Source organism: Acinetobacter sp. CIP 64.7 (assembly GCF_000369745.1).
GTDB classification, from domain to species: domain Bacteria; phylum Pseudomonadota; class Gammaproteobacteria; order Pseudomonadales; family Moraxellaceae; genus Acinetobacter; species Acinetobacter fasciculus.
Genome location: NZ_KB850179.1, coordinates 967,691 through 984,731, shown reverse-complemented (window position 1 = coordinate 984,731; position 17,041 = coordinate 967,691). Strand labels below are relative to the sequence as shown.

19 protein-coding genes and 4 tRNA genes are annotated in these 17,041 nt (G+C 40.8%); 15 read left to right on the top strand and 8 right to left on the bottom strand.

Annotation, left to right across the window (positions count from 1 at the left end):
• Positions 1-85 precede the first annotated feature (85 nt).
• From F890_RS11305 to F890_RS11270, 10 genes are all read left to right on the top strand, one after another.
• The gene (locus F890_RS11305; protein WP_004279623.1) at positions 86-646 is read left to right on the top strand and encodes a hypothetical protein; all 561 of its coding nucleotides are present in this window, start codon (positions 86-88) and stop codon (positions 644-646) included.
• Between the two features lie 52 nt (positions 647-698).
• A complete protein-coding gene (locus F890_RS11300) occupies positions 699-1,349 on the top strand; it encodes a hypothetical protein (RefSeq protein WP_004279625.1) in 651 nt (216 codons plus the stop codon).
• A 208-nt stretch (positions 1,350-1,557) separates the two neighbouring features.
• The gene (locus F890_RS11295) at positions 1,558-1,932 is read left to right on the top strand and encodes a hypothetical protein (RefSeq protein ID WP_004279626.1); all 375 of its coding nucleotides are present in this window, start codon (positions 1,558-1,560) and stop codon (positions 1,930-1,932) included.
• Between the two features lie 131 nt (positions 1,933-2,063).
• Entirely contained in the window at positions 2,064-2,237 is a 174-nt protein-coding gene (locus tag F890_RS18810) for a hypothetical protein (protein WP_004279628.1), read from the top strand.
• An 80-nt stretch (positions 2,238-2,317) separates the two neighbouring features.
• Complete coding sequence (locus F890_RS11290; RefSeq protein WP_004279630.1) at positions 2,318-5,173, top strand: tape measure protein; 2,856 nt, start codon at positions 2,318-2,320, stop codon at positions 5,171-5,173.
• Positions 5,166-5,399, top strand: a complete 234-nt coding sequence (locus tag F890_RS19105; RefSeq protein WP_005266965.1) for a hypothetical protein — start codon at positions 5,166-5,168, stop codon at positions 5,397-5,399. The genes F890_RS11290 and F890_RS19105 overlap by 8 nt, the downstream gene beginning before the upstream one ends.
• An 80-nt stretch (positions 5,400-5,479) precedes the next feature.
• On the top strand, positions 5,480-5,806 hold the full coding sequence (locus F890_RS11285) for a hypothetical protein (protein ID WP_004646469.1): 327 nt from the start codon (positions 5,480-5,482) through the stop codon (positions 5,804-5,806).
• The gene (locus F890_RS11280) at positions 5,787-6,083 is read left to right on the top strand and encodes a hypothetical protein (protein ID WP_004279633.1); all 297 of its coding nucleotides are present in this window, start codon (positions 5,787-5,789) and stop codon (positions 6,081-6,083) included. The genes F890_RS11285 and F890_RS11280 overlap by 20 nt, the downstream gene beginning before the upstream one ends.
• Positions 6,080-6,655 carry a lysozyme gene (locus F890_RS11275; RefSeq protein ID WP_004279635.1) on the top strand — a complete coding sequence of 192 codons (576 nt, stop codon included), beginning with the start codon at positions 6,080-6,082 and terminating at the stop codon, positions 6,653-6,655. The genes F890_RS11280 and F890_RS11275 overlap by 4 nt, the downstream gene beginning before the upstream one ends.
• Positions 6,652-7,026 (top strand): hypothetical protein, encoded by a 375-nt coding sequence (locus F890_RS11270; RefSeq protein WP_004279637.1) that lies wholly within the window; start codon positions 6,652-6,654, stop codon positions 7,024-7,026. The genes F890_RS11275 and F890_RS11270 overlap by 4 nt, the downstream gene beginning before the upstream one ends.
• 551 nt (positions 7,027-7,577) lie before the next feature.
• Here the strand turns inward: F890_RS11270 and F890_RS11260 are convergent.
• Complete coding sequence (locus tag F890_RS11260) at positions 7,578-8,792, bottom strand: tyrosine-type recombinase/integrase (RefSeq protein WP_004279640.1); 1,215 nt, start codon at positions 8,790-8,792, stop codon at positions 7,578-7,580.
• 991 nt (positions 8,793-9,783) lie between these two features.
• On the opposite strand from F890_RS11260, the gene glnA reads away from it, so the two are divergent.
• The 5 genes from glnA to F890_RS11235 all read left to right on the top strand — a co-directional run bounded on the left by glnA (position 9,784) and on the right by F890_RS11235 (position 13,358).
• Positions 9,784-11,199: a type I glutamate--ammonia ligase gene (glnA, locus tag F890_RS11255; protein WP_004279641.1), complete on the top strand. Its 1,416-nt coding sequence runs from the start codon at positions 9,784-9,786 to the stop codon at positions 11,197-11,199.
• 90 nt (positions 11,200-11,289) lie between these two features.
• Positions 11,290-11,565 carry a hypothetical protein gene (locus tag F890_RS11250; RefSeq protein ID WP_004279642.1) on the top strand — a complete coding sequence of 92 codons (276 nt, stop codon included), beginning with the start codon at positions 11,290-11,292 and terminating at the stop codon, positions 11,563-11,565.
• A gap of 2 nt (positions 11,566-11,567) precedes the next feature.
• Positions 11,568-12,074, top strand: coding sequence for a chorismate--pyruvate lyase family protein (locus F890_RS11245; protein WP_004279643.1), 507 nt, complete (start codon positions 11,568-11,570; stop codon positions 12,072-12,074).
• 5 nt (positions 12,075-12,079) lie between these two features.
• Positions 12,080-12,958: a 4-hydroxybenzoate octaprenyltransferase gene (gene ubiA, locus F890_RS11240; protein WP_004279645.1), complete on the top strand. Its 879-nt coding sequence runs from the start codon at positions 12,080-12,082 to the stop codon at positions 12,956-12,958.
• A gap of 136 nt (positions 12,959-13,094) precedes the next feature.
• On the top strand, positions 13,095-13,358 hold the full coding sequence (locus tag F890_RS11235) for a hypothetical protein (protein ID WP_004279647.1): 264 nt from the start codon (positions 13,095-13,097) through the stop codon (positions 13,356-13,358).
• Positions 13,359-13,387: 29 nt separating this feature from the next.
• Here F890_RS11235 and F890_RS11230 read toward each other — a convergent pair whose 3' ends face one another.
• From F890_RS11230 to F890_RS11200, 7 genes are all read right to left on the bottom strand, one after another.
• Positions 13,388-14,251, bottom strand: coding sequence for an IS982 family transposase (locus tag F890_RS11230; protein WP_004729973.1), 864 nt, complete (start codon positions 14,249-14,251; stop codon positions 13,388-13,390).
• A 276-nt stretch (positions 14,252-14,527) separates the two neighbouring features.
• Entirely contained in the window at positions 14,528-15,517 is a 990-nt protein-coding gene (locus F890_RS11225; protein ID WP_004279649.1) for a diaminopimelate dehydrogenase, read from the bottom strand.
• Between the two features lie 316 nt (positions 15,518-15,833).
• Entirely contained in the window at positions 15,834-16,277 is a 444-nt protein-coding gene (locus tag F890_RS11220) for a DUF2726 domain-containing protein (protein WP_004279650.1), read from the bottom strand.
• 61 nt (positions 16,278-16,338) lie between these two features.
• Positions 16,339-16,414: transfer RNA gene (locus F890_RS11215), tRNA-Asn, on the bottom strand.
• Positions 16,415-16,420: 6 nt separating this feature from the next.
• Positions 16,421-16,496 (bottom strand) — tRNA-Asn (locus F890_RS11210).
• Between the two features lie 291 nt (positions 16,497-16,787).
• Positions 16,788-16,863: transfer RNA gene (locus F890_RS11205), tRNA-Asn, on the bottom strand.
• A 5-nt stretch (positions 16,864-16,868) separates the two neighbouring features.
• Positions 16,869-16,944: transfer RNA gene (locus tag F890_RS11200), tRNA-Asn, on the bottom strand.
• Positions 16,945-17,041 lie beyond the last annotated feature (97 nt).

The window sequence follows — 17,041 nt, the reverse complement described above, 5'->3', positions numbered from 1 at the left end:
TATAGAATTCAGCCTTTATTAAAGTTAAAAGAAAAGCACCTCCGGGTGCTTTTTTAATGCATAAAATTTATCTCGAGATTCCATCATGAATGACTTTTTCCTAGCAACAAATCGAAGCATCAAAATCAATGACATTGAAGTCCGCCAGATCCAGATGAAAGACTTTGATACCTGGGCAATGCATGCTGAGTTGATTAAGAACTTCATCAAAGACCAGAATCATTCAGATGAGATTTTGACAGGGCTATTCAAGGCTCATGGTGTACAGGTCATTTCGACCATGGCATGTGTCACTGATCTGAACAATGAATCACTGGTAGAACTTGCTGCTGATGAGCAGGGATTTAAAGAGCTACTTAAGGCGGTACTTCTGATCAACCAAGCTTACTTCAAATACGAAAAGCCTAAACGTGGCATTAAAAAGAAAGATGACTCCACCTGGTTTGATTCATTCCAGTTTCTGGTATCAATGGGCCATCGGCACAGTGAAATCATGGAAATGACCTACGGCGCATTCCAAGGTTATGTCAAAGCAGCAAACAAGCTGTATAAGCAGGGAATCTTCAATAACGCCGTTGCTGGTCGTGTGGCACAGTCTGACAAAAAGGGCTTTGAATCATTCAAGAAAGAAATGGTTTCTGATTGATCAAGTAGCACCCTAAAGTTATGATGTGGAAATAATAATTTAGGGGATTATAGTGGCTATAAAATTTTGTAAATCGTGTAAAAAGCCAATGAGGCCTACTGATACTCATTGCAAAACATGCGGCAAGGAATACAAAAACAGCCCAGTAATTTTGATCGTCATAGCACTTATTGTTTTCGGTGCTGGATATTTTGCTTGGGGGAAATACCAACAGAATGAAGCTGAAAAACTAGTTGCTGCTCAAGCAGAGAGGGATAAAAAAATCAGTGAAGCTAAAGCTGAGTTGCTAAATGCTGGTATAGATCCAGACGATGCACAAAAAGTCGCTGAAGTTAAAGTTGATAATGTAACCATTACCAATCCCCAACATATAAAGGTTTTTAACGAAATTTTTTCTGAATGGGAGGATGCAGAAAAAGTAGCAGCCTCAACTGGTCGGATAGCACTAGCCCAACCAGTTGCCAAACTACAAGAAATCAAAAGAAGGCTTGCAGCCGAATCATATGCTGGATGTATGGAAACAACTAGGATTTTATATGTTGCTGCTATGAACTCTCAGATTGAGGCCTATTTAGATTTCATGAGAGGGAAAGAGGGAGAGGCAGCAGCTCAAATAAAATTTATTGATTATGAGAAACAGGTTGAGCAGGCCAAAAAAGAATATATTAGGTGCAAGCCTACTCAGAATATGAGCAGCGTATGAAGCAAAAGCACCCTAGGGTGCTTTTTTGATGCTTCTCATATTTGAGAATCGCTTTTAGATTCTCAAGCCCTTCATAACAACTTGCGTGTAATTATGGTTAAGGATTAGAACTAACCTGAAAATTGATTATATAGTACAAAAGGCGAAAAGATTTCTCTATCACATGAAGAGAAATTGCAGCAAGGTTTAAAAAATTATAGGGATAAATATGAAAAACGGTTTATTAAGAGTGCTTGTTGTTAATGCAAATGATTCTATCGTTGTAGAAAAGAAGCAAACACTACCTATTACTTTAAGTGTAAATGGCCAGTTGATTAGTGGTGAATTAATATCAAGAAGTGAGTTTTTCACTCTCGAACAGAATGTAATCTTAAAACATCATGTAGATATTATTGATGCACAGATAGTCGAAGAAAAAGGCGAAATTCCAGAAACGCCAATGGATGAACTTCAATATCTTCATCTAAAAAATGCTGCGTATTGGGTGAATGGGGTTAAAGTTCCTTCAAGCCAAACAAGTATAATAGTCAACATAGACTCGGTAGATGCATTTAATCTCGGAATGCTGCAATCTAGCCAATAGACTCTTTTAATTATTGCATAAGCTCACTTCGGTGGGCTTTTTTTATACCCAAAAAAAGCAAAAAGCCCATGATTACGAGTCACGGGCTTTTTTGTGTTCACAACCTTATGGCAGAAGGAAGCAAACCATAGATGAATTTTAACCTAGATTTAAAGGTTGATAAAGCAATGAATCAATTATCAGAAAGTAAAGCATTAAGGCGCTGGACCTACATTGTCTGCTTCTTGGTGATTGTAGGTGTAGGGACATGGCAATTAGCACCCATACTACAAGCCATAGCAAAATTAATAGAAGTTCTTAAGTAAGCCGACCCAATAAGAGGTCGGTTTTTTATATCTGCTGCGCCTCAAGGCGCTTTTTTAATGCCTAAAATTTAGAGGCCCGTATGTCTGGTAAGAATTTAACTTTTAAACTGGTGATGGATGCTGACACCAAGGCATTTGTCTCCAATATGCATCAGTCAGAAAAAGCAGCAAAGGATGTATTTGCAGCACTTAAGAATGGATCAGCCAGTGTTGTAGGTGATACAAACAGTGCAACCAAAGAAGTAGATCAGCTCGGTACTCAGTCACAAGAAACCGCCCAACAAGTAAAGCAACTTGATAAAGAATTAGAGGCAACTTCACAGGAACTACAGCAAACTGAACAATCTTCAAAAGGTGTATCAGGAGAGTTACAGGGTTTAAAAACTGGCTTTAATGCTTTAACTGGCGCTTTAGCAGCACTTGGTATTGGCACCACAGCAATGGAGATTGCACAGACTGCTGATGAATATAAAAACCTATCTGGTCGCTTATCTATTGCAATCGGTGAGCATGGCAACCTACAAAAAGCCATGGATGATGTTAAAAATGTTGCCATTAATACCAACTCCAACTTAACCGCAACCGGTGATCTTTATGCTCGACTGACCAAGATTGGTCAAGAAATGAAATGGCCTCAAGAACAGGCGCTCGCATTAACTGAAACCATTAACAAAGCAACTCAAGTTGGCGGCGGATCAGCCGCAGCAAATGAAGCCGCTATCACCCAGTTAAACCAAGCACTCGGTTCGGGTGTCCTCCGTGGTGATGAATTCAACTCCATGATGGAGCAGTCGCCACGTTTAACCCAAGCTTTAGCAGATGGTTTAGGAGTTACTACCGGTAAACTTCGTGAGATGGCCGGGGAAGGTCAGCTTACCACGGATGTAGTCACCAAGGCTTTATTAAGCCAATCGGAAGTAATTAGTGCAGAATTCGCTAAATTCCCAACAACCATCGGCGCATCAATTGAAAACTTAAAAACAGCATGGACGGTCTATATTGGTGAGGCGGATGCTGCAACCGGAGCAAGTGCTAAAGTTGCGGAGGCTATTAAATTTGTCGCTGAAAACCTAGATACAATTGTCTCAACTTTGATGCTTGCTGGTCAGGCCTTTGTGGCTTATAAGGCCCTTAATATCGGCATGATGTTCTTAGACAAGGCGGCTGGAATCAGAGCTGCCTCTACAGCGATTGCACAAGAAACCACAGCAGTTGTAGCTAATACACAGGCGCAAATTGCGAATGCAGCAGCAACAAGAACAGTAGCTACTGCAAAAACTCAGTTGGCTACTGGTTCGGCTGCTGCAGCCACATCGGCTATGCGCTACCAGAAAGCGATTGCAGCCTTAAGTAGTACAGAAATACCATGGGCCAAACCAGTATTAAGGGTCTCGAATGAGGCTCTTTTTTATGACCAGGGTTTGGTGGTTTCTAATCAAGTGGATATTTGGCATGAGCAGGCAGGATCATTAACTCGGGCGATTAGATCCATTCATGAGCAAGCGACCGGTTTAAGTTCGGATGCGTATGTGATTTGGGAGGAAGGCGATAAGCGTTTTATCCATCAGCGCTACCTGCATGATGAAACGATCAAGCTGCGCCACAACCGTGAAACAGTCTGGCAGGAAATGATCCGTCGGCGTAAGACTTTTACTTATTCACATGAAGTAGCCCAGGTGTTTGAGCATCGCTTTTCATTTGAATGGGATAAGAGCCTTGAGATTATCACCAAGTCAGATTTGCCCTGGGATAAAGCCAAAGCGATTCATTATCGCAAGCATCCGGTTCAGCCTTGGCCAAAGCCTGAAACGCCTAAATATGAGGGCACTGGTGATTTAAATTTTATCTGCTTATGTCATGACGTTGATTCGCACAACGTTGTTTTAAATTTTGGTGCAGATGACTGTATTCCAGCACTGCCAAAAAGGAACTGGTGGTATATCGTGAATACATTAACAGCCGAGCGATTGGATACCGGCGAGAAAATCAAAGTCATGGATGGCACCTATAGCACCAGTCGGTCGCAATGGTGCTGGACCTATTCCATTACCGTGGCTCATACGGAAAAAGACAAGCTACAACCAATCAATGGTCAGCCTGTTATCCTTAAAGTTACGATCAATGGATTTGAGCATCATATTTTGCTTGAAGATCCAGAGGAGACCCGGCGTTTTGCCAGTGTTCTCTACACTTACCCAGGGAGAAGTATCACAGCTCTAAACTCGGATAAATATGGACCAACACGTTCATTTATCCAGGATAACGAGCGAACCTCTGTACAACTAGTTCAGGCTGAACTGGATCGAGCGAATAGCGGTACCAACCTGGACTGGAAGTTGATTGATGAACTGGGCTGGATTATACCGGTGGAGAGCCTGAGCTATGTCGAACTTGCACCAATCGATGCAATAAAGCAGGTCGCTGAATCAGGCGGTGGCTTTATCTATAGCCAGAAAGCAGGTAATACACTAAGCATCTTACCCCGGTATCAGAAAGGCTACTGGGACGCGATGACCGTGGATGATTACGACATTTTGTTATCTGAAAGCCTGGTGATGCAGCAGAACATTAAACAGAATGATGAATACATTGCTGACTTCAATGCCATCACGGTAGTGAATAGTCGAAGTGGTGAAAGTCTGAAAGTACAGCAACGCGGTACTTCAGGTGATATACCGTTAGAAGCAGTCACTGGTCCACTATTTAACGTCGTGTCAGGTGCCAGTTACGGTAAAAATGAACTGGTCAAAGCCAACATTCAGGAATTACATACTTTCGCTGATATCCCGGTAAGCTTCGATATTGGTGAGATGCTACCCGGAAAAACGATTGCGTTTAATGGCCAGTGGTGGGGTGTGATTGATTCGGTATCAGGTAGCTTTTCGCATGAAAAGGTCAATGAAACCATTACAGTGGAGCGTATCAGCCGTGAATAATCCCTTATTTGAACTGCGGAAGTTGCTTAATCCAATACATGCCGAATACATCGGCACCATTACATCAGTGAGGCATCCAGAGTATCGGGTACAGATCGATGGAGGATCTGGTCCAGTCCTTTGTACATCAGGCACAGCTTATAACCTGGGTGCCAGAGTATTTGTTTCCAATCAAGTGATCCTGCGGCCAGCACCAACAGGGCAGCATTCACAAGTAGAAGTTTAACGATCAACAAAATAACAGCACCTTCGGGTGCTTTTTTAATGTCAATAATTTAGGGGGATGTATGGCTAAAGGGGATGTATATGGACTTTCTTAGTCAAGTATTGGAAAGCATAAAGAACCATTCACACATCCTTTTTACGGGTGTGCTGGGTGCGACTTTTGGCTTTCTATTAAGCAAGGAGCCGACTCGGGATCGCTGGATAGGATTCTTTGCTGGCTTCATTTTATGTGTGGTCTTTGCTAAACCGGCAAGTTTATTTCTTGCTAGTGGTAACTATCCAGAGCTATTTGGTTTCATTCTGGGCGCTGCTGGTAAGAGTACAGCTGAAGCATTGCTGAGTTTGGCTCGATCAAGAGTTCTTGGTTTAGTCAAAAAGGAGAATGAAGATGCTGCTAATCATAAGTAAAACAGCGTTGGTATTATTTATAGTTTCATTTGCAATCATGGCATTTCATCCAAAAATTCAACTCCCAAAACACATCGATTTTCTATTGGTGTTGTCGATCCTTTTTGGGGCAGCACTTTTTGTTAAAGATGAGTATTCGCCAAGTCCGGCCGGAACCCTTTTTTACACTACAGTAAGTATTTTATTCGCACTATTTACCCGACAACTCTATATTTGGGGTAAGGGTGGTGCACGTCCTAAATTTTTTAATACGGATAAAGATGGTGACAACCCATGAAACATATTTTTGATTTCTTGCGAAAGATTAGCGGCGGCAAACTCACCCAGAAACAGGTTGATGCTGCTGACAAACTGATTGCAACTGCTTACGATGATGTCACCAGTATGCTGGGTATCGCTACGGATGAAATGAGCATCAGCCCAAGTGGTATTGATCTGATCCGTAATTTTGAAAGCCTACGGCTCAATGCCTACGATGATGGCGTGGGGGTATGGACCATTGGTTATGGCACCACAAAATACCTAAATGCTATTCGTGTCAAAAAAGGGGATACCTGCACACTGGAACAAGCCAAAAGCTACATGCAACATGACTTGAAAAAATTCGAGCAAACCGTCAATAGCGCAGTCAATGTTCCGATCAATCAGAATCAGTTTGATGCCTTGGTTTCATTGGCCTATAACATTGGACCTACCGCATTTGAAGAATCCACTTTGGTCAAAAGGCTGAATGAGAAAAATTATAAGGCGGCAGCTGATCAATTTGGCTTATGGGTAAATGCTCGTGGCAAACGCCTGCAAGGTCTGGTGAATCGCAGGAAAATTGAAATGGAGTTATTTTTAAAATGACTCTAAATCTATTATGGAAATATAAACACTGGATCGCAATTGCGGTCTTTTTCTTTTTATGGCTAGGGCAAGTTGCTTACACCAATCACTTAAGCGGAAAGCTGCGCAAGGCTGGTGAGCAGTGCACGATAAAAATTCAGAAAATAGAGCAAAACCATCTCAAAGCTCTAACCCATAAACAAAATCAAATTAACCAGATGAGTGCGGATTATGAAGCAGCAAAATCAGAGCAGCACGTGCAAGTCGAAACAGTTACGCGTGAAGTGCAAAAGATCATTGATCGTCCTGTGTATCTCAACCATTGCTTTGATGATGATGGCCTGCAGCAACTCAACTCACTTATCACCAGTGGTGCCAGTAAACCTCCTTGAGTCTTGCCCTGATTTGCAAAAACTGGAATCAGGGCAGGGTAAGGTTGTTTTGGTCTGGTCTATTGATACAGTAGCTAAATATAGCGACTGCAAAGCGCGTCATGCTGCTATTGTGAAAGTTCTTAAATAAGACTGAATAACTCACTAGAGAACAATATTCTAATAAAATAGATAAATGCCCTCAAATGAGGGCTTTGTTTTTTACTTTAATAAATAATTCCTCAATAATAAAAATAAGGGTCTTGATTATTTCTAGCCACTTTATTGCACTCTTTACACCTAATACTCTCTATAGAATAGAGTCCACGAGTTTGCTTACCTTCGGCAGCAGCAATAAGATAAAAGTGCTGAGTATCGTTAAAACTATAGTCATCCCATGCTCCACAAACAGAACACTTAATAATTTTTCTATCGCAGTAAATGTGCGGCTTTTCCATTATATTTCCTCATTATTAAAAAATTTCTAAATTCTTCTATAAATATAAAGCTCACAGTTAAGGGTATCGACTTTAACTTAGTCGGAATTTTGATATAAAAACCTTAACTTCAATTTACCCCCTCCATCCATCCACAATATCAGCCCAGTCCTGCATCATTTTTCTACGATCTGCTAAATACTTGGCATGGTTATACGATGCACGTGTTTTATTCTCATCAGCGTGAGCCAGTTGAGTCTCGATCCACTTTTCATCATAACCAAGCTCATTCAATAGGGTGGATGCCGTAGCGCGGAAATCATGTGCCGTGACGTTCTGCATGATGTATTGCAGTGCACGATTGATTGTAGTGGCTGGCATCATCCCGCCCTTATAGACACCTTCAAAAACATACTTCTTGCGGCCAGTGAGCTTCTTCTGCTTAAGTAAAAGTTGATAAACCTGTTCAGACATTGGCACTACATGCGTCCTATTCTTCTTAGTTAGTCGCATGCCTTTTTTAAGCTGCTCCCGGGTTTGTTTTTCAAAAGTAATAGTTCTTTCTTCGAAGTCAATAAATGACCACTGCAGTCGACGCACCTCAATTGTGCGAAGCATGGTATAGAACAAAAATAAAATAGAATTGACCGTTGACTCAGCACCACCATAACTATCGATCCGCGCTCTAAACACCTTTCGTTCAGCCAAACTTAATGGTCTTGCATGTTCAACATCAGGCCGTGCAATGACTTCACGCACCGCATAAGTTGGATCATTCTCAGCTCTTAATGTCGCAATGGCATATCTCATCACAGAGCCAATTTTCTTCCTATTTTCAATTGCAGTAACTTCACCAGTGCCGCGATTATCCTGACTCTTAACACGCTTTACTGTATTTTGCATAATCTTCAGAACGTCAGCAGAGGTCACATCTTTAATATTTTTGTGGCCAATAACTTTATAGATATCCTTTTCCATCGCCCGATGAAAAGCATCAACATAGGTTTGAGATTTGTCCTTCAGTCGATCCGCAGCATATTCTTTTGCAATCGCCTCAAAACTATTTTCATCACAGAGCATAGCGGCTTTTTCTTGCTGACGATGCACAGCTGGATCGATATTGTTTGCAAGCAGTGATTTGATTTCATCTTGCTTTTGACGCGCCTCGGCCAAGCTTACAATAGGGTATTCACCCAGACTGATCATTGAGGCTTTTCCTGCATACCGATAACGCACACGCCACAGTTTTGTACCGGTAGAGCGAACCTCAATACATAGTCCACCCTGATCAGCAATACGGTATGCCTTTTCTATTGGTTTTAGTTTTTTTAGCTTGGTATCGTTAAGCATGTGAGTAACGCAAGAGATTAAATATTGTTACTCACTATATTACTCACAAAAGCGATTAATACAATTTAATTCTATTTTATGGTATTTAAGCCGAAACGATTGATAATAAAGACATAGGGATTTTAATTTAATGGCATTTTACAGTATTTAATTATTATGATAATTCTCGACCATTAAAAGCATGAGCTTAACCTATTGAAATTAATGCACTTAAATGTGCTAATGTTGTCCAGATCGTACTTTATTTATACGTGTTGCAAGCACTTGCCTGACACAACTAAATCATTGATTTCATTGTGTGAAAATAAAGCACGCTTCATCATAGCAAAAAATAGCCCCATTCGGCGCAACAATTTCGCTCAATTTATTGGCTTTAAAAACCTGTAGAAAATTAAATAAAATTTTATAATGATTTAAAGTAATAGGCTTACTCATAGAAAGATTTAAAAGGCTATTTTTTAGAGTAAAACTTAAAAATGAAAAAATTAAGGTCAAAGAGAGGTAAAATGCTTGATGAAAAAAACATCACTTGAATAATTAAGCTTTATATAAACTTTTCTATTGAAAGTAGATTTAAAGAAAATGCCTCATAATAGGCATACAATCCCAAATGAATCGCAAAATTTTCTTTACTGATATCTACTAAAAAAAGCTCAATTTTTATCCAAAAACAAGTAAAAATATAACAAAAGTAAGAAAAAGCAGCATATTTGCTATAAAAAGCTATGTTTCTTATACATTTTTATAGATACATGCACTATTTAGGTGCGCTAAAAAATAAAGCTGAAATAAAATAAATGAAGAATGCTTGAATATAGTGCATTTAGTTTTGCAGCTAGTATAATAGCCGCAAAGTATTTTTGTCACTTCATGATTTCTTATAAAGATTTCAAGATTTTATCTATACTTTTAAAAGTTGGTACGGTAATTGCTTAATAACTATCAACTGCTAACACGCACTTCACGGGTGCAACAAAAACATCGGAGCAAAATGAGCATGGCGAACAAGGTCCTTCAACTCATACAAGAAAGTGGCGCAAAATGGGTCGATTTTCGCTTTACTGATACCAAGGGTAAAGAGCAACACGTCACTTACCCAGCAGACAGTATTGATGAAGATACATTTGAAGACGGCAAAATGTTTGACGGTTCTTCAATTGCAGGTTGGAAAGGCATCGAAGCATCGGACATGATTTTACGTCCGGATGCGGCAACAGGTTTTATCGACCCGTTCTTTGCAGAGCCAACAGTTGTTGTAACTTGTGACGTCATCGAGCCATCAACTGGTCAAGGTTATGATCGTGACCCACGTTCGATTGCGCGCCGTGCAGAAGAATATTTGAAATCTACCGGTATCGGTGATACTGCATTCTTTGGTCCAGAACCAGAATTCTTCGTATTTGACGAAGTAAAATGGGAAATCGACATGTCTGGCGCGCGCCATACATTGATCGCTGAAGAAGCTGCTTGGTCAACTAACAAAGACTACGAAGGCGGTAACTCTGGTCACCGTCCACGCGTAAAAGGCGGTTACTTCCCAGTTCCTCCTGTAGATTCTTCACATGACATGCGTGCAGACATGTGTGCGCGTATCGAAGACATCATGGGTCCAGGTCGTGTAGAAGTACATCACCACGAAGTTGCTTCTTGCCAGTTAGAAATTGGTGTGAGCTTCAACACTATGGTGCGTAAAGCAGACGAAGTTCAACAGTTCAAATATGCGGTTTGGAACGTTGCGCATCAATATGCAAAAACAGCAACCTTTATGCCTAAACCAATGGTTGGCGATAACGGTTCTGGTATGCACGTGCATATGTCGATCTCTAAAGACGGCAAAAACCTGTTTGCTGGTGATGAATATGCAGGCCTTTCAGAAATGGCGTTGTACTTCATCGGTGGTGTAATTAAACATGCCCGTTCTTTGAATGCGATCACTAACCCTTCTACAAACTCGTATAAGCGTTTGGTTCCACATTTCGAAGCACCGATTATGCTTGCTTACTCAGCGCGTAACCGTTCTGCATCTATCCGTATTCCTTACGTGTCTAGCCCGAAAGGCAAGCGTATTGAAGCGCGTTTTCCAGATCCAATGATGAACCCGTACCTAGGTTTCGCGGCATTGTTGATGGCTGGTCTTGACGGTATTCAAAACAAGATCCACCCAGGTGAAGCTGCTGACAAGAACTTGTACGATCTTCCACCGGAAGAAGAAGCAAAAATCCCTACAGTGGCGCATAGCCTGGATATGGCGCTTGAAGCACTTCAAGCGGATCATGATTACCTGTTAAAAGGTGGCGTGTTCACGAAAGAAATGCTTGATGCTTATATCGAGCTTAAAACTGAAGAAGTTCGTCGTCTAAACACGACTACTCACCCAGTTGAATTTGATATGTACTACAGCTTGTAATTCATCACGAATTAAAGCGAAGAAAACCCGCGCATGTCGCGGGTTTTTTTGTATCATCTATTTATAATTTTAAATGATTGATGGGCTTAAATGGCACAACGTAAAAAGCACACCAGCTTTTATCCATGGATTGATCCAAAAGATCATAACAAAGGTTTTAAGTTGAACTTCTCTGAAGTGACTTATCTTGAAGTGGGGCGGACTCCCGAGGGTTATAAGCAGGCTCAATTTGTGGCGCTGAAAAATCCTGAAATAGCGCTGGATTATGCTTATCCAGAATCATTTTATTTGAGTGCTGAAGGTTTTATTTTAATTAAAACCCCACAAGGCAAATATGAAATCATTGCAAAAACAGATAACTGTTAACAATGAATAGTCGTTCTAGAAATCAAAATCAGCGTGTGCTGCTGTCAACTCTGCCTGTTGAGTTAAAACCGTGGCTGTATGCATCGGGTTCACTCACGCAACAACTGACCGATTTGGCGCAAGGACAATTCCATGTCGAGCCAATTCAAGAGCATTTTCAGCGTTTAAGCTTTGCCAATGCCAAATGGATGCAGATGTCACATCAGCATACTTCCTGGGTGCGTGAAAGTTATCTCTACGGCTCGGAACAGTCTCCTTGGGTGAAAGCCAAAAGCATCTTTCCGATTTTAAGCCTGCAAAAAAAAGCCCGAATTTTTCAGCATATTGGCACCAAACCGATTGGCTGGTTTCTGTTTCAGCGCACTAATCCACTGTGCCAGCGCCGGGTGGTACTTTTAGATGAGGGCTGGACCCGTCAGAGCTGCTATACTTGGCACGGCTGTAAATTTATCGTACAAGAAACATTTTTACCGGCATTTGAACACTTTATACAAAATTCACGGGCTTGATTTTTATGGCAACCGCACAAGCAATCACCTGGCGTGAGCGTCTTAGCGCCTATTATTATCTTTGTCGTTTTGATAAACCGATTGGGACTGAACTGGTTTTTTGGCCTACCATGTGGGCGCTGTGGATTGCAGCTCAGGGCATGCCACGTATTGAAATTTTAATTCCCATGATTTTGGGTGTGATTTTTATGCGGGCGGCAGGCTGTGCCATTAATGATTTTGCTGACCGTAAAGTCGATGCACATGTGGAGCGTACTAAAAACCGCCCATTAGCGACCGGGATTATCAGTGCCAAAGAGGCCGTAATGGTATTTCTGGTTTTGGTGGCTGCCAGTGCCTGCTTGCTATTTTTTCTGCCAATCGAAACTTTTTACTGGTCATTTGGGGCTTTATTTTTAGCGTTTATTTATCCTTTTATGAAGCGCTATACCCATTTACCTCAAGTCTTTTTGGGTGCAGCATTTTCCTGGTCGATTCCGATGGCTTATACCGCAGTTGGACAAACGCCGGATTTAACCTGCTGGCTTCTATATTTTGGTAATCTGGCCTGGACCGTAGCCTATGATACCCAATATGCAATTGCAGATCGTGAATACGATTTAAAGATTGGGGTGAAATCAACCGCGATCTTATTTGGTCGATATGATATTCAGATCATTAGCGCTTTGCAGGCCATTAGTATTCTTTTGATTGCTGTAGCACTTTGGCTAGAAAATTTACTGATTCCATTTGGTTTGGCTGCATTAATTGTTGTCACTCTCGATTTTATTTACCAATGGTTTAAAACTCGAGATAAAAATCCACATTTGTGTTTCTGGGCGTTTAGGCATAACCGCTGGATTGGACTGATTATTTTTGCAGGAATACTACTGGCTTTGAGGTAGTGACTGTCTATCGACTGAGAAAAAAGCGTCCTATAAGGATGCTTTTGTTATTGCCTAATCTATAAGGCTTGAGCTATGACTTTATTTTGTTATATTGGGCAGTGTAATTAAATGACGAAATTAAAGCAGGTTTGTTATGTCCGAGCAGCCACAGCCCCGCAGTGTCAAAAAGCTATTGATCTTCGGTACGCTTGCACTTTGTATTCCGGTATTTTTAATTAGTATGGCATTTCTTGCAGTGAATAGTGATGCTAAAAATCAGGAAAAATACAAGCAGCAGCAGACAGATATGATTGCGCGTATTGAAGCACGAGAAGCTGCGGAAAAGCTCAAAGCAGAGCAGGATGTTAAGGCAGATTCAACTCAAGCTGCGTCTGAAAGTAGTGCAACAGCACCTTAATCTATCTAACCTGAGTTCGATGAAATATTTTAGCTTTTTAGCAAGTTTTGGAAAGTTGGCTTATTTGGATTTAAGCAATAAGCCACTATAGCAGCCATAATATTCACCATAAAGTTATTCACCGAACGATGACGTGAATGGTCAATTTGATGTAAGTTTTTTAACTGATCATTCACTGTTTCGATCAATCCTCTTCTGCAAAGCAATTGTTTTTCTTCTTCAGTTTGGATGGGTTTATTTTTCATATTCTTGCGTGACGGGGTTAATAGTCTGAGCCCCCTTGCTGCTAAAGCTTCAGTTTTTGCTTTACTCAGATAGCCTTTATCGCCCAGTAAAATACCTTTTAACTCTTGGGTTAAAGATTCAAGTACAGCAACATCATGAACACTTCCCGATGTAATCTTGAGATTAATAATTTCACCCAAGTTGTTGATAACAATATGGACTTTAAATCCATAAAACCAACCTGTGCTACTTTTACCACGACCAGCTAAGCCTTTAAATACACGATGTCTTTTAATTCTAAGATTATGGCAAACGACCAATTTAGTCGAATCAATAATACAAATTCCGGTATCTTCTCCTTTAACTTGATGGAAGAAACTACTCAAAGCTTGCAAACAACGCGGCATAATTTCAATAAAACGATTGTAACTAAGAAGCTTGGGAAAAGCTGATTTCCAAAATGGGATGATCATATGACAATAAAAATATTTGAAAAATCTAAACCCGGATTTATGAAATAAAATGACAATGGTCATGACTTCAGACAAGCTTAAAGCTGACTTTTTCATTGTTGTTTTTTGATCAGAAATTAGAGCTTTCTCTAAAGATTCATTAAACTTTTTGCAGAAATCATCCAAGATACAAAATAATTCGGTAATATAGTCCATGAAAAAGCCTTGCTCTGAAATGTTTTGTCTTCGTAACCAAGATATTACAGATGCTAAGGCTTTTTTTTATTTATTTTTTATGTCGAACTCAGGTTATCTAAAATCCCTTTGCACTTGTCTAATACTGCAAATGTCTGTGTAGTAGATAGTTGCATGGGTTTCTGCAAACGATGATTTGACTGTAGATATTCGATACTTAGTAATTAGGCAAGCTGTATTCTAGAATGGAAAAATATAGCCACCCATCATCCGATCGGTGGCTATATTTAAATCATCTTAAAGCAATTCTTTGCGCAATTGTTCTGAAGATTTAATTGAAAGTAGGGCAGGTGCTACATCTAGGGCTGTTTTGGCACCATATTGCTGAGTTTGATTCAGACGGTAGCAGGCACGGGCATAAGCCACTAGAACACTTGCAGTAAACTCTGGATTGCTATTCAGCTTTAAAGAAAACTCAATCACCTGTTTTTGTGCATCACTGGTATTACCACTACGAATGACAAAACCGCCATGTGGCATATCTTGGTGATCTTTCAGTAAAGTTTCCTCACTGATAAAATTCACAGTCGTATTATAATCTGCAAAATAATCAGGCATGCTGACGATGGTTTGTTCAACTGTTGCTGCATCAGCTCCTTGTTCCAAGACCACATAACAGTCACGATGATGTTTATCTTTGGTGCTTAACTCAGGTCGTGCGCCACTGCGGACTTGTTCAATAGCATCAGTGGATGGAATGGTATATTGAACACCAGCTTTCACCCCAGGTACACGGCGGATCGCATCCGAATGGCCTTGGCTTAAGCCTTTACCCCAAAAAGTATAAGTTTCGCCATCTGGTAATAGCGCTTCACCAAATAAACGGTTAATCGAGAACATGCCAGGATCCCAGCCAATAGAAATCATGGCTGTTTTTTTGTTAGCAAGGGCGGGTGCATCGACTGCAGCATAGTATTCCGGAATACGTGCATGCGTATCAAAACTATCTACAGTATTGAATTTACTTGCAAAGATAGGCGCCTGTTGTGGCAAGTCATCTTTAGAGCCGCCACAAAGAATCAGCACATCAATTTTATCGCTAAACTCATTTAATAGTGCATCCATGCTATACACTTGAGTTTCTGCAAAGCAAGGAGAGACGCTGCTTGGTGAGCGGCGAGTAAAAATACCGACAAGCTGCATATCAGGATTTTTCTGGATGGCAGTTTCAACACCGCGGCCAAGATTACCGTAACCCGCGATACCAATACGAATAGAATTTTGCATAAATAAACGATCACTGAATAAAAAAACAACGCCAAAAATAAGCAAGGTGATGATGGCCAGAAATGGAACAGGCCAATCAGGTCATCTGACTTATATTTTGTTTTCGAAAGGATTATAGAGCGATAATTTAAACTTTATCACCCTAATCCTGCAGAAAGGCAGGTTTAACTGAGAATGCTTGTGATGAGACGCTAAATTGGACGAGGATAGGTTAGTTTTGAAGCATGAAAAGCTGCCGAGAAATTAAAAGCGGAGCAGGAGGCTTTGATTAATCCAATTCAAGCTGCAGCGAGAAATATCGAAATTGCAGCTTAATTTATTTTAAATCCCTTTGCAGTTGTCTGATAGTCGGAATCTGGGTGTATCGAATCACGGTATAGCCTGCTGCAATCAGCATGGCATCGCGTTCAGCATCTTCCTGCTCTTTGCCAATATGGCTCGGATCATCCAGTTCGACAATCGCCACTACATTATATTCACGATCAAGTACCACGAAGTCTGTGACTTTGCGATTAAATTGATTGCGCATTTTCATCTGATCGTGCGTGATCAAAGCGCTAAACGCGACTTGTGCCAGAATGTGATGATGAGGAAAGGCATCTTTCAGACGTGTAAACATCCTGCTTTCAAAAGCAGTAATGACGCGCTTCGGATAGAATTTCTTTTGACGGGTGAAGAGATGTGGGAAGAGCAGGCAAACTAATGCAAAAGTTGCCAGGCAGCCAATCACAAAAAATATAAACTGACTCAAATTAAACACAGATCACAAAAGGGGAGAATAAAAAAACCCACTTCGCAATGAGTGGGTTTCTTCAGAATCTTGGCTCTCCCACCTGGGCTCGAACCAGGGACCTGCGGATTAACAGTCCGTCGCTCTACCGACTGAGCTATGGGAGAATAGATTGGCTCTCCAACCTGGGCTCGAACCAGGGACCTGCGGATTAACAGTCCGTCGCTCTACCGACTGAGCTATTGGAGAATCTGACAGCGATTATAGAGAGATTTGAAAAGGGGTCAAGGCACTTTTAGAAAAAAGCTGAAGAAATTGAATCAAGTGTTTTAAAAATAGTCGAAAAGGTTTGTAGTTTAAACTGTTATGTTTATGTAAACCGGTCCTAACAGCAAAATCGCGATCAGCCTGAATTTTGATAAGTGATCTGGATCATAAGAAATGAGCGGTTGATCGCGCATATAAATCAATATGATCTCAATTTAAAAAATACAGCTATAAAAAAACCCACTTCGCAATGAGTGGGTTTCTTCAGAATCTTGGCTCTTCCACCTGGGCTCGAACCAGGGACCTGCGGATTAACAGTCCGTCGCTCTACCGACTGAGCTATGGAAGAATATATGGCTCTCCAACCTGGGCTCGAACCAGGGACCTGCGGATTAACAGTCCGTCGCTCTACCGACTGAGCTATTGGAGAATCTGATCGGCATTTTAGGGATGAATAACCAGGTCGTCAATCAATTAATGTAAAGAAATGAATTGTTTGCTTCATAAATATTCATTTAGAGCCTAAA

Coding starts and splice junctions, on each gene's coding strand:
- F890_RS11275 (WP_004279635.1), top strand. CDS start 6,080: ATGAAACATATTTTTGATTTCTTGCGAAAGATTAGCGGCGGCAAACTC.
- F890_RS11250 (WP_004279642.1), top strand. CDS start 11,290: ATGGCACAACGTAAAAAGCACACCAGCTTTTATCCATGGATTGATCCA.
- F890_RS11290 (WP_004279630.1), top strand. CDS start 2,318: ATGTCTGGTAAGAATTTAACTTTTAAACTGGTGATGGATGCTGACACC.
- F890_RS11260 (WP_004279640.1), bottom strand. CDS start 8,792: ATGCTTAACGATACCAAGCTAAAAAAACTAAAACCAATAGAAAAGGCA.
- ubiA (WP_004279645.1), top strand. CDS start 12,080: ATGGCAACCGCACAAGCAATCACCTGGCGTGAGCGTCTTAGCGCCTAT.
- F890_RS18810 (WP_004279628.1), top strand. CDS start 2,064: ATGAATTTTAACCTAGATTTAAAGGTTGATAAAGCAATGAATCAATTA.
- F890_RS11285 (WP_004646469.1), top strand. CDS start 5,480: ATGGACTTTCTTAGTCAAGTATTGGAAAGCATAAAGAACCATTCACAC.
- F890_RS11245 (WP_004279643.1), top strand. CDS start 11,568: ATGAATAGTCGTTCTAGAAATCAAAATCAGCGTGTGCTGCTGTCAACT.
- F890_RS11235 (WP_004279647.1), top strand. CDS start 13,095: ATGTCCGAGCAGCCACAGCCCCGCAGTGTCAAAAAGCTATTGATCTTC.
- F890_RS11295 (WP_004279626.1), top strand. CDS start 1,558: ATGAAAAACGGTTTATTAAGAGTGCTTGTTGTTAATGCAAATGATTCT.
- F890_RS11225 (WP_004279649.1), bottom strand. CDS start 15,517: ATGCAAAATTCTATTCGTATTGGTATCGCGGGTTACGGTAATCTTGGC.
- glnA (WP_004279641.1), top strand. CDS start 9,784: ATGAGCATGGCGAACAAGGTCCTTCAACTCATACAAGAAAGTGGCGCA.
- F890_RS11305 (WP_004279623.1), top strand. CDS start 86: ATGAATGACTTTTTCCTAGCAACAAATCGAAGCATCAAAATCAATGAC.
- F890_RS11270 (WP_004279637.1), top strand. CDS start 6,652: ATGACTCTAAATCTATTATGGAAATATAAACACTGGATCGCAATTGCG.
- F890_RS11280 (WP_004279633.1), top strand. CDS start 5,787: ATGCTGCTAATCATAAGTAAAACAGCGTTGGTATTATTTATAGTTTCA.
- F890_RS11230 (WP_004729973.1), bottom strand. CDS start 14,251: ATGGACTATATTACCGAATTATTTTGTATCTTGGATGATTTCTGCAAA.